Annotated in this window: 12 protein-coding genes and 1 pseudogene; 7 read left to right on the top strand and 6 right to left on the bottom strand. The window is 66.2% G+C overall.

The features are described from left to right. Positions 1-137 precede the first annotated feature (137 nt). Complete coding sequence (locus tag ACWC2T_RS39340; RefSeq protein ID WP_450675123.1) at positions 138-1,334, bottom strand: ISAs1 family transposase; 1,197 nt, start codon at positions 1,332-1,334, stop codon at positions 138-140. 672 nt (positions 1,335-2,006) lie between these two features. On the opposite strand from ACWC2T_RS39340, the gene ACWC2T_RS39335 reads away from it, so the two are divergent. From ACWC2T_RS39335 to ACWC2T_RS39320, 4 genes are all read left to right on the top strand, one after another. Next, positions 2,007-3,341 (top strand): MFS transporter, encoded by a 1,335-nt coding sequence (locus ACWC2T_RS39335; RefSeq protein ID WP_450675122.1) that lies wholly within the window; start codon positions 2,007-2,009, stop codon positions 3,339-3,341. Between the two features lie 327 nt (positions 3,342-3,668). Then, positions 3,669-5,081 (top strand): aldehyde dehydrogenase family protein, encoded by a 1,413-nt coding sequence (locus ACWC2T_RS39330; protein ID WP_450675121.1) that lies wholly within the window; start codon positions 3,669-3,671, stop codon positions 5,079-5,081. A gap of 214 nt (positions 5,082-5,295) precedes the next feature. Continuing rightward, on the top strand, positions 5,296-6,075 hold the full coding sequence (locus tag ACWC2T_RS39325; protein WP_450675120.1) for an SDR family NAD(P)-dependent oxidoreductase: 780 nt from the start codon (positions 5,296-5,298) through the stop codon (positions 6,073-6,075). A gap of 192 nt (positions 6,076-6,267) precedes the next feature. Next, positions 6,268-6,984, top strand: a complete 717-nt coding sequence (locus ACWC2T_RS39320; protein ID WP_450675119.1) for an SDR family NAD(P)-dependent oxidoreductase — start codon at positions 6,268-6,270, stop codon at positions 6,982-6,984. A gap of 59 nt (positions 6,985-7,043) precedes the next feature. Here ACWC2T_RS39320 and ACWC2T_RS39315 read toward each other — a convergent pair whose 3' ends face one another. The 3 genes from ACWC2T_RS39315 to ACWC2T_RS39305 form a co-directional block, all read right to left on the bottom strand. Continuing rightward, complete coding sequence (locus ACWC2T_RS39315; RefSeq protein ID WP_450675118.1) at positions 7,044-7,742, bottom strand: tyrosine-type recombinase/integrase; 699 nt, start codon at positions 7,740-7,742, stop codon at positions 7,044-7,046. Beyond that, a protein-coding gene (locus ACWC2T_RS39310; protein ID WP_450675117.1) for an IS5 family transposase occupies positions 7,739-8,547 on the bottom strand; the annotation gives its coding sequence in 2 pieces (ribosomal slippage) (positions 7,739-8,227 and positions 8,230-8,547; 807 coding nt in all). The genes ACWC2T_RS39315 and ACWC2T_RS39310 overlap by 4 nt, the downstream gene beginning before the upstream one ends. A gap of 85 nt (positions 8,548-8,632) precedes the next feature. Further along, on the bottom strand, positions 8,633-9,745 hold the full coding sequence (locus tag ACWC2T_RS39305) for a tyrosine-type recombinase/integrase (protein WP_450675137.1): 1,113 nt from the start codon (positions 9,743-9,745) through the stop codon (positions 8,633-8,635). Positions 9,746-10,251: 506 nt separating this feature from the next. Here ACWC2T_RS39305 and ACWC2T_RS39300 point away from each other — a divergent pair. Beyond that, positions 10,252-10,510, top strand: a pseudogene (locus ACWC2T_RS39300) (metallophosphoesterase); the annotation flags it as partial. 217 nt (positions 10,511-10,727) lie between these two features. On the opposite strand, the gene ACWC2T_RS39295 reads toward ACWC2T_RS39300, so the two are convergent. Continuing rightward, positions 10,728-10,952: an AI-2E family transporter gene (locus ACWC2T_RS39295; RefSeq protein WP_450675136.1), complete on the bottom strand. Its 225-nt coding sequence runs from the start codon at positions 10,950-10,952 to the stop codon at positions 10,728-10,730. 148 nt (positions 10,953-11,100) lie between these two features. Beyond that, positions 11,101-11,550: an AI-2E family transporter gene (locus ACWC2T_RS39290; protein ID WP_450675116.1), complete on the bottom strand. Its 450-nt coding sequence runs from the start codon at positions 11,548-11,550 to the stop codon at positions 11,101-11,103. A 479-nt stretch (positions 11,551-12,029) separates the two neighbouring features. Between ACWC2T_RS39290 and ACWC2T_RS39285 the strand changes: the two genes are divergently transcribed. Then, positions 12,030-13,121 (top strand): diacylglycerol/lipid kinase family protein, encoded by a 1,092-nt coding sequence (locus tag ACWC2T_RS39285; RefSeq protein WP_450675115.1) that lies wholly within the window; start codon positions 12,030-12,032, stop codon positions 13,119-13,121. Positions 13,122-13,337: 216 nt separating this feature from the next. Continuing rightward, complete coding sequence (mgtA, locus tag ACWC2T_RS39280; RefSeq protein WP_450675114.1) at positions 13,338-16,064, top strand: magnesium-translocating P-type ATPase; 2,727 nt, start codon at positions 13,338-13,340, stop codon at positions 16,062-16,064. Positions 16,065-16,327 lie beyond the last annotated feature (263 nt).

Raw genomic sequence — 16,327 nt, 5'->3', positions numbered from 1 at the left:
GGCAAGACTGTCGCGTAGGAGATCACTGAAAAACCTCGGGTCCGGACCTGCCGCCATACAGCGGGGCCAGACCGGCTCTCATGGCTCAAGCGGAACGGGTCGGAAAGACGGCCGGGCGGGAGGTGCGCAGGGCCTGATCAAGTTCCGTGAGTGTCCGGGTTGTTGGTGATGCCCAGGACGGCGAGTGCTCGTTCGGGCTCGTGGCGGATGGCGCAGGTGGTTTTGGCGATGTTGTCGGCTCCGAGGATCTTCAGGGTGCCGATGGCGAGGTTGCGGATGGTGGCCATGGCGCGGGGTGCGGTGCCGGCGTGAATGGTCGAGGCGTCCTCAGCGAACGTGACATCTCGGATGTAGTGGGAGGAATTTTCGATTCCCCAGTGCCCGCGAAGGGCGGCGGCGAGGTCGGCGGGGCAGGTTTGATGGGCGGCGAGGCTGGTGACCGCGTAGACGTTCTCGCGGGTTTCGGGCCGGCCGGTGGGCTTGCGGCGGCGGTGGACCCGGATGGCGAGGTGGGCGTGGGGGAAAGCGATGCCGCCGAGGTTGTCGGCGATAGCGCAGGTCTTGATCGAGCGGGACTCGCGGCGGCCGTGGGCGGTGGCGGAGGCGGTGTGCTGGACCTTGATCGAGGTCCAGGGCAGGGCGGCGAGCTGGGCGTAGGCGGTGGGCTGGTTGGTCTTGATGACGGCGATGTAGTGGGCCTTCTTCGTCTCGACCAGCCAGGTGATGTTGGCCTTCACCGAGTGGAGGGCATCGAAGGTGACGACGGTGTCGGCGAGGTCGAGTGGCGCCAGCAGAGGCTTGAAGTGGCGCACTTCGTTGGTCTTTGCACCGACTTCGACCTGGGCAATCGTGGCGACATGGTCGTGGGTGACCGCCGAGAGCAGGTGACGGCGCGGCGCGGCCAGGCGGGCTGAGCCCTTGAGGGCCTTGCCGTCCACGGCGACAGCCTGCCGCGATCGGGCCTCGGGCACGTCCGCGGACGCGGTGATGCGGTGCCGGTCGGCCAGGTAGGCGCCCACGGCCTGGTCCAGGGCGTCGCCGTCAAGTGCCTGAAGGACGCGTCCGAGAGTGACCGGCTTGGGGCTGCGCCGCCAGCCGAGCAGGTGACGGCGCACCCCGAGGGATGCCAGCAGCGAGTTCGTGGCCCGCTCGCCGAACTCGGCGAGCTCGTCGATGCTCTTCGCGCCGCAGACGGCCGCGCAGGCACACACCAGCAAGATCGCCGTCAGCGAGTACCACCGGCCCCGGCGTGAGCGCGGATCCGGAACCGATTCAAGGTAGGGGCGCAGGTCAGCGATCCGGTCCGCATCCAGCGGCCCCAGTTTCTCCAGCACGGCAGGGATAGGGGAAGATGCAACAGCAGGCACGGGACATCCTCGTGATCATCTGGCTTCGACACCACAATGATCACGAACCCCCGTGCCTGCTCTACTACCCGCCCTACCGGCTGATCGCCAACCCTCCACGCAATCACGGAACTTGACGGAGCCCTGGGAGGTGTGGGAGACCCGCAGGGAGCCGATCCCGACGGGGCCCGAGGCTGCCCGCCTCGGAGGAGAGCAACCATGTGACCATGCCCGCAGGACACATCAGGGAGCTTCCGGCTCGGGCTGGTCATCCCGTGGAGGTCTGCGGGGTGCCGCTTCCGTCAAGAAGATCGGCCTCCTGACCCGAATAGCCCCCTGAGCTGGGCAAACAGCCGCCGTGAGCCGTGGTCGCACACTGATGAAATCGGGTTGGTTGTGACCCTTGACACCCTTCCGCTTTCAGAATAGCGTCCCGCCGTACGTAAATAAGGACGCGGTTTGCTCGCCGTGATAGTGATCTCGGGGCCAGGACCTCATGGTTCTGACGCCTCCTCTCCACCTCAGTTGGCCAAAGCACGTCTCAGGACGCCCGGCGCCATAGGTGAAACCGTACGGCTCATGCAAGGAAGCAGGAGGCCAATGATGTCCTTGTCGTCTTCCGGTGAATCCCCCTCGATTCCCGTAGCACGTTCAAGCAGGATGCAGTTGTGGGCCGCCGTGAGCGGCGGCTTCGGATCGACACTGGAGTTCTTCGACTTCGCCATCTATGGAGCGCTCTCCGCTTCCCTGTTCCCCAAGCTGTTCTTCAGCGGTCTGGGGAATTCGGGTGCCCTGCTGGCCTCCTTCGCGACTTTCGGTGTGGGATTCGTCGCCCGCCCCGCCGGCGCCATCCTCTTCGGACACCTCGGTGACCGGTTCGGCCGACGGCCGATGCTCTACATCACGCTGGCCATGATGGGCACCGCGTCCATCATCATCGGACTGCTCCCCACCGGTAAGGGTGTCGCCGTCGCGAGCATTCTGGTCGCTCTGCGCTTCGTGCAGGGCTTCTCCCTCGGTGGCGAACACACCGGCAACGAACTCATGGTGATAGAGCACGCGAACCGTAACCGGCGTGGCGTGATGAGTTCCTTCGTGGCCATAGGATCACCTATCAGCCAGGTTGCCGCGAACCTGTTGCTGGCCGTGTTGACCACCGAACTGAGCGAGCAGCAATGGTCCTCGTGGGGATGGCGGATACCGTTTCTGTCCAGCCTCGCGATCGTCGCCGTCGCCGCCTATATCCGTACCAAGCTGGCGGAAACCCCCGCGTTCGTGGCCAAGGAGGACAAGGATGAGACGGAGCACGCGAGTGCCAAGCCCCACGGGATGGGTATCCGCGTCCTGCTGACGCAACCGCGCGAGATCATCCAGCTGGCACTCTTTTGGGGAGGCCCCACTCTCAGTTTCTATCTGATCGTGGTGTACGGCCTGACTCTCCTGACGCGACAGGGTGGAATCGCGAGCAACGACACGTTCGCTATCCTCGTCATCGCGAACGCCATCTCGGTCCCGGCATGCATCGTTGGCGGGATGGTCAGCGACCGGATCGGCCGCAAGCGGGCGATTTTCTTCGGGCTCATAGGCTGCACAGTCGGCGTGACGATGTTCTTCGTCTTCGCACTGAGCGGGTCGCTCCTCCCCATCACAGTGGCCATCACGCTGGCACTGAGCTCGATCCAGTTCCTCGCCGGCGGGCAGCCCGCACTCTTCGCGGAAACATTTCCCACCCAGTCCCGCTTCTCCGGCAGTGCCCTCGCGTTCACGTTGGCCAATCTGGTGTTCGCAGCCCCCGCCCCTCTGATCGCAACGGCATTGGTCGACGCCGGCGGAACCCAGTCCCTCATGTGGCTTGCCCTCGCCGTCAATGTGGTGTCAGTGATCGCCGTGGTCACGGTCACCGATCGGACGGGAGTCAACCTGGCTACGCTCACCGACGAGCACGAAACACCTGTCACGATCAGCGCACGGAACCCCCAGGACACGCAAGCGTGACCGCGCTTACGGCCCTGGGCTGGACAGGCCATAAAAAAGCCTGTCCAGCATCCGGATCCGGTCGAAGGAGCGGGCGTCGTGCGTAGCGGCCGGCGCCCCCATCCGAAACTCAGCTCAGGGGCGAGCGGGAGGGATCCGCTAACGCCCGCCGCGCATCGCACGGACAGGCAACCCGGCGCTCGAGCGCGGTCCGCGGGCGCCGGGTTCGCAGCCCTCTGGAGAATGATTGAAGAAGTTAGGAGTTCAGCTCGTATGGCAGACAATGCGGCGCTTCAGCGAGTGGGTTATATATCGGCCGAGGGAGTAGTGATTCCGAAGGACCGAAATGTGCTGCCGATCGAAAATCCTGCCACGGGCGAGACGATCGCAGAGGCCCATGAGGTGTCGGCGGCGGAGCTGGACGATATCGTCGCTCAGGCGCATACCGTCTTCGCCTCCACCTGGCGGCACCTCGCCCCAGAGGAGCGGGGCCGGCTGCTCGGAGCATGGGCCGACCGGATCGTCGCCCATCGCGGTGAACTCGCCGCGATCGAGGTGATGGATGTCGGTCACCTGCGCAGCGAGGTCCTCGGCGACATCGATTCCGCGGTGCGGCTGCTGCGGTACTACGCGGGGATGGCGGACAAGATCGAGGGGACGTCGTACGCTCAGATCCCCGGCCGACTCGCCTACGGTGTCAACGAGCCCTTCGGCGTCGTCGCCGGCATCAGTCCGTACAACGGCAACCCCAACTTCATCGTGATGAAGGCCGCTCCGGCTCTGATCGCCGGCAATTGCATCGTCCTCAAGGCGCCCGAGATCGCGCCACTGTCGACGTACCGGTTCGTCGAGCTGGCTCTCGAAGCCGGAATCCCTCCCGGGGTCGTCAACGTGGTCACAGGGAGGGGTCAGATCGTGGGGCCGATGCTGACCGAGCACCCGGGCATCGGCATGATCGCCTTCACCGGCGGCCCGGGTGCCGGCCGCTCCGTCATCGGCTCCTCCGCGAGGAACATTGTCCCGGTCATCCTGGAGCTCGGCGGCAAGAGCCCGGCGATCCTGCTCCCGGATGCCGACCTGGCGACCGCGATCCCCTCGGTGCTCCACTCGAACTTCGTGAAGAGCGGCCAGAGCTGTGTGGCCGGTTCCCGGATCCTCGTCCATGATTCCGTCTACGAGCGGGTGTGCGAGGAACTCGCGACCAGGGCCAAGGCGGTCCGGGTCGGCCTGCCGACCTCGGAGTCGTCGCAGATGGGCACGCTGATCAGCCGACCCCACCGCGACCGGGTCAACGGCCTCGTCCAGCAGGCCGTGGCCGCCGGAGCCACCTGCCTCGCGGGCGGCGCGCCTGCCGATCAGGGAGACCTCGCGGCGGGTGCCTTCTACCAGCCCACCGTGCTGGCCGACGTCACCGACGACAACCCCGCCTCGATGACGGAGGCGTTCGGCCCCATGGCGAGCGTGCTGTCGTACCACGACATCGACGAGGCGCTCACGAGGGCGAACTCCTCGCAGTTCGGGCTCAGCGCGCAGGTATGGGGCAACGACGCGGCGTCGATCCAGTATCTGGCCCAGAACCTCGTCGCCGGGACTGTCTGGATCAACACCTATCGTGCCTTCCACCCAACGGTTCCCTTCGGTGGCACAAAGCAGAGTGGGTACGGCCTCGAGAACGGTTTCGCCTCGATCTCGATGTACACGCGGCGGAAGTCCGTCGTCTGGGATCTGACGACCGACCGCAGCCTGCCCTACAGCGACTGACGGCACATGTGCACTGATTCGGCCACCCGCCAGGCTGCTCTCCTGTTCGCTGGGCTACCTACCAGGTCGTGGTAGCCCGCGCTGGGCGACTGACACCCATGGCGTCACCTGTGCTTGTGGCCACAGCCCGGGGGTGCGCCGAACCGTTGCCCGCTTACTTTGCGCAGTGCCTCACCATTGCCTGATCGACGCAACCACCACAAGGAGCCAAACAATGGAGACGCCCAACCGTCGCGGTGCCATCATCACGGGCGCTGCCTCAGGCATAGGCCTGGAGGTGACCCGACGGTTCGCTGCGCTGGGCTACGAAGTCGCGCTGCTGGACCGAACCAAAGACTCCATCGAATCAGCGATGAGCTCCATCGATTCGGGAAGCGCCCTGCATGCTGTCGCAGGAGACCTCGCCACCACCGACGGCGCTCTCTCCGCTATTCATACGGCGCTCGATGCTGTTCCGTACGCGTCCGTGTTGATCCACTGCGCTGGAATACTGCGACCGGGAAAGCTGCAGGAGCTGCCCATCGATTCCTGGGACGAGAACTTCGCGGTCCATGTCCGTGCGCCAATCCTGACTTCTCAGGTCTTCGTGGAGCGCACGACGGCGGCTGCAGCGACGAGTGAAGACCCGTACCGGATTGTCGGAGTCTCATCGATTGCAGCGCTGCATCCCAGGGCAGGAAACGGCGCTTACTCCGCAAGCAAGGCAGCGCTGAACGTCGCGTTCAAGGTGCTCGCTGTTGATATCGCCCCCCTCGGGTACACGGTGAACATTGTGACACCTGGGCGCACGAACACCCCAATGGTTTCCACAGGTCTCGAAGGCAGGGGTTCTTCCGGATGGAAACCGAGCGCGCTTCCTCCGCTCGGCAGGTATGGTGAACCTTCGGACGTAGCCGCAGCAATTCAGTTCCTGTGCAGCCCTGATGCGGCTTTCATCACCGGAGCGGATATCGTCGTCGACGGGGGCAGCATTGCCGCCATACGCCCTCAGTAGCGGCCGGAAAGTCGAAGAACGGCAAGGCGGGCCAGCGATAGTGATCCGTTCGCGGACGACGCACTGTCAGCCTGAGTTCGTCGCCGGGCCGATGACGCAAATAAGTCGCGTTCCCGCGAGAAGAGTCCCTGAAGAGGTAGGAAGATGTCGGATCAAACAGTTGTCAGCTCGCCGCAACCCTCGTCTTCGCCCTTGAAGCGCCTGGCTGGCCGCCGTGTCCTGATCACCGGAGCCGCATCCGGGATCGGCAGAGCTACCGCGGAGCTCTTCGCCGCGGAGGGGGCGGCTCTCACCTTGCTCGATCGTGATGTAGCTGGGCTGGAGAAAACTTCGCAGGCCACGGGTGCCCATGCCTTCGGCGCCGACGTGACTGACGAGACGGCTGTTGCGCAGGCTGTTCAGGACGGCGCAAGCGCGATGGGCGGCATCGACGGAATCGTCAATGTGGCGGGAGTGTATTTGCTCGGCTCTGCACATGACGTGAGCACTGAGGACTTCCGGCGTGTCATCGAGGTGAACCTCATAGGCGCATACACCATCGTCCGCAACTGCTTGCCGTGGCTGTCAGAGGCGGAATCGGCCACGATCGTCAACGTCAGCTCCGGCGCGGGCCTCCTTTCCAATGCACCCAATCTCTCCGCCTACTCCGCATCAAAGGGCGGAGTTGTCGCTCTGACTCGATCGCTCGCCGCCGAGTTCGCACCTGCGATCCGCGTCAACAGTGTCTGCCCAGGCCTGGTCGAGACGCCACTGGGACTTGGCTCCGGGGCAAACAGCGCGAACTACGCCCTGAAGCGCATGGCAGACCCTGTGGAGATCGCGCAGGCAATCCTCTTCATGACGAGTTCTGAGTCGTCATACGTCACAGGCGCGGCACTCGCGGTCGATGGTGGTCGCACCTTCCACTAACCTCGATCTTTCGTGACGGTCTGCCAACTCCGTTGGCAGACCGTCACGAAAGATCGAGGTTAAGCCGCTTCACAGAGGCCAGCGTCCAGGATTCGAGCAGCCTTGGTAATGCTCCCCGGCATCAGATGCCGGTAGGTGCGGTACGTCTCCTCGATGGATTTGTGCCCCATCCATTCCGCTACGTCGGTGATGGGTATCCCGTTCCCGAGTGCGTTCGAGGCGAAGTAGTGGCGGAAGCTATACATTCCGACACCGTCCTCCGCGGGAAGATTCTTGAAGAGCCGCTGCACACGCCGGCGCTCCATCGGCTCCGTGTAGTACCCGCTGGGGCCACGCAGCAGGTAACCGTCCTTTGTGGTTCCGTGCTGCTCCGCGTAGCGCTCCATCGCCTCCCGCACCGAGCGCGGTAGCGGAACTTCCCTGAACTCGCCCGCCTTGCGATGCTTCAGCTTTGCTGGCTTGTGCGTGTTGGAGTGAATCTGCTCGTGCACGCGGTATACGTCGTCCGCAACGAGGTTGTTCACGTTCACCGCCCGAGCCTCGCCGTTACGCAAGCCACAGCCTGCCATCATAATGATCTCGAGCGCGAGATCATCATCGGCGACCGTCAGCGCCTTCTTCACGTAGTCGAGAGAGGGGATGACCACCAACTCACGTACGTATTCCGGCTCCTGAACGCCCTTGACAGGATCATCCGCCATGGCGCCCTTTCCGTAAGCGTCACGGAGAATGGCCTTGAGAGCTCGTAACACGATCACGGCCGCGTCTTCTTGAGGCGTCTCCAGCAGATGAGGCCGCAGGCGAGTGAGACGAGGGCGTCGTGCAGGTCGAGGCGTCGTTCCCGACGGACGGCCAGGCGCTTGAAGTGGTGCAGGAGTGAGAAGGTCTGCTCGACGACGTAGCGGAGCTTGCCCAGGTCCTTGATGTTGGGAGCCCCTCTGCGGGAGATCACCGGTAGGATCCGGCGCTTGCGCAGCTCTCGCCGGTTGGGGTCGGAGTCGTATCCCTTGTCACCGAGGAGGGCGTCGGGCCGGCGGCGCGGGCGGCCGGGTCTGCCGGCTACGGGCGGGATGCCGTCGACGAGGGCCAGGGTCTGGGTGACGTCGTTGACGTTGGCGGCGGTGGTGATGACCTTGAACGGTGTGCCGTTGCCGTCGCAGATCAGGTGGTGCTTACTGCCGGTCTTCCCGCGGTCGACCGGTGACGGCCCGGTACCTTCGCCCCCTTTTTCGCGCGGATGTGGGAGGCATCCACGCAGGCCCGGGACCAGTCCAGCTCGCCGGCCGCGTGCAACTCGGCAAGCAGGATGCGGTGCAACTGGTCGAAGACACCGGCCTCGTGCCACCGGCCCAACCGACGCCAGCAGGTCTGGCCGGAGCCGAACCCCAGCTCCAGCGGGAGCAATTGCCAGCTGATGTCGTTGTAGAGCACGTACAGGATGCCCTGCAGGCACAGCCGGTCGTCCACCGGCTTCGGACCAGGCGCCTTCTCCGGCCAGGGCGGCAGCAACGGCTCGATCAACGCCCACAGGTCATCGTCCACGATCCACGGCCGAACACTCACACCCTCCCGAACGGCCGAATGGTCACACCGGTCACGCCCGACCAGCACTCCTCAACAAGATCGTGTTACGAGCTCTGAGAGTGCATCACGCGGCGTCCCACAGCCCTGCATCCAGGATGCGCGCTGCCTTTGTGATACTTCCTGGCATCAAATGCCGGTACGTGCGGTACGTCTCCTCGATCGACTTGTGACCCATCCACTCCGCCACGTCGGTGATCGGTATTCCGCTTCCGAGGGCGTTCGAGGCGAAGTAGTGCCGGAAGCCATACATCCCCACACCCTCCGCTGCAGGGAGCTCCTTGAACAGCTTCTGAACACGCCGACGTTCCATCGGCTCCGTGTAAAAGCCGCTGGGGCCGCGCAACAGGTAACCGTCCTTCGTGGCTCCGTTCTTCTCCTCGTACCGCTCCATCGCCTCCCGCACTGAGCGAGGCAGCGGAACCTCCCTGAACTCACCTGCCTTGCGGTGCTTCAGCTTGGCCGGCTTGTGCGTGTTGGAGTGGATCTGCTCGTGAACCCTATAGACGTCGTCCGCCACGACGTTGTTGACGTTCACGGCGCGGGCCTCGCCGTTGCGCAGGCCGCAGCCCACCATCATGACAATCTCAAGCGCAAGGTCGTCGTCGGCGACAGTCAGAGCCTTCTTAACGTAGGCGAGGGAGGGTATGACCACCTTCTCACGGACGTACTCGGGCTCCTGGACGCCTTTCACAGGGTCATCTGCCATGGCCCCTTTGATATAAGCGTCTCGCAAGATGGCCTTGAGGGTGCGGAATATGTTCACCTGATTTCCGCGCCCCACCCCGTCGGTCTCCAGTTCCTCCAGGAAGCGCTCGACCACGATCGGCGTAACTGAGTTCAGTTTTCGCGAACCGAGCCGAGGAACGATGTGCACATTGATCGAACTGTCGACGTGCTCGCCCGTGGAGTACTCCGTCATTTTGCGCTGTCTAGGGCGCCACTGCTTCGCGTATTCCTCGACCGTCTGCTGGCCCAGCTCACGACGGGCCTGCGCGACGGATGGCGCAGTGTTCCTCTTCTCAGCGTAGATCTGCGTGAGGCGCTCGATCGCGTCGTCCTGCGTGCCATAACCGGCCTCCTCGCGCTGCTTGCCCAGCGCGTCCCTGAACCGAATCGTGTACGGGTGTGGGCAACGGGTCGGCTTGGCGCAGTCGCAGTCCTTGAAGAAGGACCCCATGCCGCGGGCGAGCTGTCGGGCCACGTGTCGAACCTTCCGAGCGGGAGCAAGCGATCATGCACAGGCGCTGCACAGAAGCGGAAGGTCAGCAAGCGGAGACAGGGCTGCGACGCATGCTGACCTTTTGCTGACCTGAGGGGCCCCCATCATGCCCCTGACCTGCGCAGACGTCCAAATGCTAGATCTTGGACTTGAACAGAGTACGCAGCACTTTGGACTCCTGGAAGACGGCTCCCTGCCTGCTTTGTGCAGGTCAAGGGCGGTCTTCACTGTACACCGGCACGCGTCGGAGTCGATGATTGTCAGGAACATCGCTTCACTCTGGCGAGCAGGCTCCCTATCTGGGCTTCCGCGCGAACCAGGTTGTTGTGACGTCGCCGACCATGCACCTACTCGGACACTCTTCGCGGAATGCGCCAGGACCGCTGCTGACGAAACGCTGACTTGCCTGACGGAACACCAGGTACCTGGAGAGGTAGGAGTGTTACCGCCCAGCAGCACCTGACGAGTTCGTCGGCCAGGCGGCGGCCGGCGGCATCGGCCTCCAACTCTCCGGGCACACCCACGGCGGCCGGATATGGCTCTTCCACCGCCTGGTCCGCATCGACCAGCCCGCCCTCGCCGGCCTCAGCCACCACGGCACCCGCACCCTCCTCTACACCAGCCGCGGCACCGGCTTCTGGGGCCCCGCCGTTCCGCGTCTTCGCCCCCGGCGAGATCACCCTGCTCGTACTCCGCTCCCCGCACCTGCCCACCTCGCCGTAGCTGCCTCGGCTCCTTCCTTTGCGCCATTCCTGCCTGCCCAGTTGGTCGTTGGCGAGGTCATGGGGAGGGACTGCGGCAAAGGATGGTTCCGGAGGGGCTGTGGGAGTCGCCAAGTCCGTTGCCGAGAAAGCAGCCCATCATCCGATGGCGAAGGCCGGGGTCTCCGACCTGGGAGAGCTCCCTTGCTGCCTTATGGCGGCCGGATTTCATACGGCGGTCATTCGGCGGCGTCGGACCGGTCGGCGTTCTCGTGGCTGTTGTCTGCCCGCATCGGCAGCCCCAGCCGCCGGCCGCCGCGGTGAGCCCAGATGTCACCGAGGACGACTTGGATGATGCCGGTGACGGGAATCGCCAGCAGGGCACCGAGTATCCCGGCGACTTCGGCGGCGATCAGGATGGCCAGCAGCACGGTGAGGGGGTTGAGTTTGACCGTTCGAGACAGGATGACCGGTTGCAGGAGGTGGTTTTCGGCCTGCTGATAGCGATGAAGAAGACGATTGCTCCGATGCCGGCCGGCAAGGAATGAACGAACGTCACTGAGGAGGCGACGACAGCCCCTATGGTGGCCCCCACCAAGGGAATGAGGTCGGTCACGGATTCAAGGTAGGCCTGCTCAGCCCGGTGGCGAACGCGCGAATCTGCGACTGATGCCGCTGGACATTCCGCAGAGCGTGGATCCGCTCCAGCAGGTTACCGACTGTCCCGCGGCCGGCCCGGGCGTCCCTGATCATCACGGGCAGACGACCGGCGAACCGGCTTCCCTCCTGAGCCAGGGGGATGACGAAGAGGGCGACCACCGCGCCAACGGCGGCGGCCGCAGCCAGAAAGACCAGGAAGGTGGCCACCGGCCGTCGGCACCGCGGCACCCGTCGCTGCAGCGCCTCGACCGCGGGGTGAAGGGAGACGGCCAGGAACGATGCGATGACCGCCCAGATCAAGACCCGGCGAGCCTGCACCACCAACTCGAGTACGACGTAGGTGGCGAGCACCAGACCGATTGCGGCGAGGATGGTTCGCACCGGAACCGGACGCGTCGCCATGGGCACTGGGTGCCCAGCCGCAGTCTCGGGAAACGAGGAGGGCTCCTCACCCGGAGAGACGTGACCTCCCTGCGTTGTCGCACGTGCCGGCCTCTGACACGGGCTGCGTCAAGTCGCCGCCAACCGACATGGGAGTAGGCGGACACAACCAGCGGATGCCTCGGCCCTCCCCCATGGATCGCCGCCGGGGCGGCCGTGACCGGCTTTGGCGGCTGGCGAAAATCGCCACATCCTGATCCGTGCGCCTTCCGACCCCGGGGCACGCAGCATGGGGAGAGGCGTGGGCCCGGCGGCGATGGTGGACGCGTTGCGGGGACCGGTCCGTGCACGGTGGATCTTAACGGCGGTGGCGGGTCGACCAGGTACGTCCCAGGTGCGGATGCTCAGGCTGCGCTGCAAGCTGGGTCTGTAGGCCGCAACTGTCGAAGGAGTGTCATGGTGGCGGTGGCCACACGTGCGATCGCCGGAGCGTCGGCCCGGTGGGGGCCGACGCCGCCAGCTGCTGGTGTGATCGCGGCAGTCCTGTTGTCGCTCTTGATGTGCGCCGGGCCGATGCATGCGGCTTGTCGGTACGTGCCGTGACCGAGAGCGCGTCGCGACCTGCGACCGGCGCGCGACGGCCCTGTCTGATCGTGAATCCTCGTTCGGGCGGGGGGAAAGCAAGCCGGTTCCGGATCGCGGAACGAGCCCGTGCGTTCGGGGCTCAGGTTCTCGTGATCGATCATTGCCTGCCCCAGGACCTGGCGACTGTCGCGCGACGCGCCGTGGATGACGGTGCGGATCTGCTCGGGGTGGCCGGCGGAGACGGCACACAGGCACTTGTGGCCGAGGTGGCCGCAGCGAGCGGCCTGCCCTTCGTGGTCATTCCGGCGGGTACCCGCAACCACTTCGCGATGGATCTCGGCCTGGACCGCGACGACCCTTCGGCCGCGCTGGAGGCCCTCAGGGACGGCGTCGAGCTGCGCGTGGATCTCGGGTACGCAGGCGAGCGGGCATTCGTCAACAACGTGTCGTTCGGCGCGTATGCCGCCCTGGTGCAGGACCCGGCCTACCGGGAGGACAAGATCGGCACGATGGTACGGATCCTCCCGGAATTCCTGGCCCGCCACCAGGGGCCGGAGCTGGTGGTACGCACAGGGCTGCTCACCGTGGACCGGCCGGATGCCGTGCTGGTGAGCAACAACCCCTACCAACTCGACGACCCGGCCGGGCTCGACAGGCGTGCGCAGCTCGACTCCGGACTCCTGGGAGTACTGGCCGCCAGGGCGGAGACACCCGCCGAAACAGCTTCCAGGCTGCAAAGCGGGCAGATACACGGACTGACCCGGCTGGCGACACCCGACGACGTCGTCATCCACGCCGACCCCCCGGTCGTCCCCGTCGGGCTCGACGGCGAAGCCGTCACCCTGCCGACTCCCGTGCGGTGCCGGATCAGTCCCCGGACGCTGCGGGTATGGGTTCCCCGCCATCGGCCGGGCGTCGCGCCCACCGGATGGCGACCGCTGGGATGGGCCGTCGTCCAGCGGGCTGCCTCACTCGTCGGGCGGTCTCATCGCCGTCACACCGACTGACCGGAGCACGCCGCGCGGTGCGCAGCAGGTCCCGGAGACAGGGCCAGAAGGCCCATGAGGGTGTGCCCGGCGAAGGGTGGAAGGTGGGATGGTGAGGTTACTGCCAGATGATCCGTGCGCGCGCCCGTCCTCCCGTCGGCTCAGCACTGCCGGACGTTCATCCAGCTGTGTGCGTTTCCCTGTGCGGGAGGGCACACGCCCAGGCGGTGGGCGCTGATGGTGACCACTTTCGGGGCGAGGGCGATGGCCGGGGGGCGTGCCGTCTCGGCGGCCTCCCTGCCCACCGCGCAGGTGCTCCGTGATCTCCAGGTGCCGGAAGGGGGCCTGTCGTCGGAGGAGGCAGCACGACGGCTGAAGCGCTGGGGCCCGAACGCCGTCCACTCCCACCGAGCTCGGGCGTGGCTGGTGCTGTGGCATCAGCTGCGGTCCCCCCTGCTCGGCCTGCTGCTGGCCGCAGCCGTCGTGTCGTACTTCGTCGGGGAGCGCAGCGACGCCGTGATCATCGCGGTGATCGTCGCGCTCTCCGCCGGCCTGGGTTTCGTCAACGAGTTCCGGGCGGAGAAGACCGCCCAGTCGCTGCACGCGAAGATCCGGCACCGCGCGGTCGTACTGCGCGACGGGCGACCACAGGAGGTGGAGGTCACCACCCTGGTCCCCGGTGATGTGGTCGAGCTGCGGCTCGGCGACATCGTGCCCGCGGACCTACGGCTGCTTCAGGCAGCCGGGCTCGAGTGCAGCGAGTCGGTGCTGACTGGCGAGTCGTTGCCGGTCGCGAAGGACACCGCTGCCGTGCCGGCCGGCACGGCGCTGGCGGACCTGTCCGGCTGCGCCCTGATGGGCACGGTGGTGCACGCTGGAAGCGGCCGCGGTGTCGTGGTCGCCACCGGTGCCGAAGCCGAGTTCGGGAAGATCGCCGCCGGCCTGAGCGGACACCAGCTGGAGACCGAGTTCCAGGTGGGCCTGCGCCGCTTCTCCATGCTCCTGGTCTACGTCGCCGGGGCACTGACCACGTCGATCTTCATCATCAACGTCGCGCTGCACAAGCCGCTGATCGACGCCCTGCTGTTCTCCCTAGCCATCGCGGTCGGCATCACCCCGCAACTGCTGCCCGCGGTCGTCTCCACCAGCCTGGCCGCCGGCTCCCGGCGGATGAGCCGGCGCAAGGTACTGGTCAAACGGCTGGTGTGTATCGAGGACCTTGGCGACGTCGATGTGCTGTTCACCGACAAGACCGGAACCCTCACCCAGGGCCGCATCGACTTCATGCGGGCCGTACCCGTCCCCGGTACGTCGACGCAGGAGGTGCTGCGCCTCGGCCTGCTGTGCACCGAGACGGACGTGGACGACCAGGGCCGGGCCGTGGGCGGAAACCCGCTCGACGACGCCCTGTGGGACTCACCGGCCGCCGCCGCCCAGCGCCCGGTGCTCAGCGGCTGGAAGCGGGCCGACGTCCTGCCCTTCGACCACGAGCGGCGCATGGTCTCCGTCACCGTCACCGATCCCGCCGGTGACACCCTGCTCATCACGAAGGGCGCTCCTGAGACGGTACTGGAACGCTGTGCGGAGGTCCCCGAGCCGGTCCGCGAGGCGCTGGACGCGGAGTTCGCCGCCGGGAACCGGGTGGTCGCGGTGGCGACCCGGTCCGCCCACCCGGCCACCGCACTCAGTGCCGCCGACGAGCGGGGCCTCCGCCTGGCCGGCCTGCTGGTCTTCCGCGACCCGCCCAAACCCGACGCGGCCGAGGCTCTGGGGCAGCTGGACGCGCTCGGCATCACAACGAAGATCGTCACCGGGGACCACCCCACGGTCGCCGCCAAGGTCTGCCAGGACCTGGGGCTGACCGACGCCGCCGTGCTGATCGGGACCGACCTGGACGCCATGGACGACGAGCGGCTCACCGAAGCCATACGCGACACCACCGTATTCGCCCGGGTCAGCCCCGAGCACAAGGCGCGCATCGTGCGGATCCAGCGGAAGACCGGTGGCGACGTCGCCTTCCTCGGCGACGGCGTCAACGACGCGCTCGCGCTGCACGCCGCCGACGTGGGCATCTCGGTGGATTCGGCCACCGACGTGGCCAAGGACGCGGCCGACGTGATCCTGCTGGAGAAGGACCTCGGGGTTCTGGCGGACGGGGTCGCCGAGGGGCGACGCATCTTCGCCAACACGATCAAGTACGTCCTGATGGGCACGTCCAGCAATTTCGGCAACATGTTCAGTGCGGCCGGAGCCTCGCTGTTCCTGCCCTTCCTGCCGATGCTGCCGTCCCAGATCCTGCTCAACAACCTGTTGTACGACACCAGTCAGCTCGCCATCCCCACCGACGAGGTCGACGAGGAGCAGGTGCGGCGGCCCGCGCACTGGGACATTGCCTTCATCCGGCGGTTCATGATCTGTTTCGGGCCGATCAGTTCGCTGTTCGACTTCGTCACTTTCGCCGTGATGCTGGGCGTCTTCCACGCCGACGCCGCCCAGTTCCACACCGGCTGGTTCGTGGAGTCCCTCGCCACGCAGACCCTGGTGATCTTCGCCATCCGCACCCGCCGCATTCCGTTCTGGCGCAGTCGCCCCAGCCTGCCTCTGACGCTGACCGCGCTGGGAGTCGTCGCGCTCGGCGCCGCCCTGCCGGCCACTCCCCTGGCCCACGTCCTCGGCTTCCAGCCCCTACCGACCGCCTTCTTCGCCGCGGTAGCCACCATGGTCGTCGTCTACCTGCTCCTCGTCGAGCTCGGCAAACGGATCTTCTACCGGACCACGGGTCCACGGGGTCGCCCCGAACCCGCTCCCGGCCACCGGCATTTGCGCCGCCGAGCAGCACGGTTCAGCACCGTCACCCGCCTGCCGCACCGGCAAGCCCTCCGCCGTCCGCCGGTGAAGGGGCCGCACTCGACGGGCACGACCGTGTCTCCCCACTCCCCCGTGCCTCGGACACCATCTGCCTGATCCGCCGGAATCCCGCATCCGTCCGCCGTGCGACTCGGCATTTCCGGCCGGTCGGGCTTCTACGGCCGACGCAGTCGGTGATCCGCCCTCACAAGGCAGACCCGACAGACGCATACCCGCCGAGCCTGCCCGTGTCACTCGAGCCGTTCATACGCTGTTCGCGCTTTTCGTGGCCGAGACGGGGAAGTGTTCGACGCGGTACTCGTAACTTCTCCACTCCTCTGACTCGGGCGGTACGTGAGTACGGCCCTGATGAGCCGATA

The sequence above is a fragment of the Streptomyces sp. NPDC001393 genome (assembly GCF_053597455.1).
The sequence above is the reverse complement of the archived record's forward strand: the minus strand, read 5'-3'. Positions and strand labels throughout refer to the sequence as shown.

Coding starts and splice junctions, on each gene's coding strand:
- ACWC2T_RS39290 (WP_450675116.1), bottom strand. CDS start 11,550: ATGGCGACGCGTCCGGTTCCGGTGCGAACCATCCTCGCCGCAATCGGT.
- ACWC2T_RS39335 (WP_450675122.1), top strand. CDS start 2,007: ATGCAGTTGTGGGCCGCCGTGAGCGGCGGCTTCGGATCGACACTGGAG.
- mgtA (WP_450675114.1), top strand. CDS start 13,338: ATGGTGACCACTTTCGGGGCGAGGGCGATGGCCGGGGGGCGTGCCGTC.
- ACWC2T_RS39325 (WP_450675120.1), top strand. CDS start 5,296: ATGGAGACGCCCAACCGTCGCGGTGCCATCATCACGGGCGCTGCCTCA.
- ACWC2T_RS39305 (WP_450675137.1), bottom strand. CDS start 9,745: ATGGGGTCCTTCTTCAAGGACTGCGACTGCGCCAAGCCGACCCGTTGC.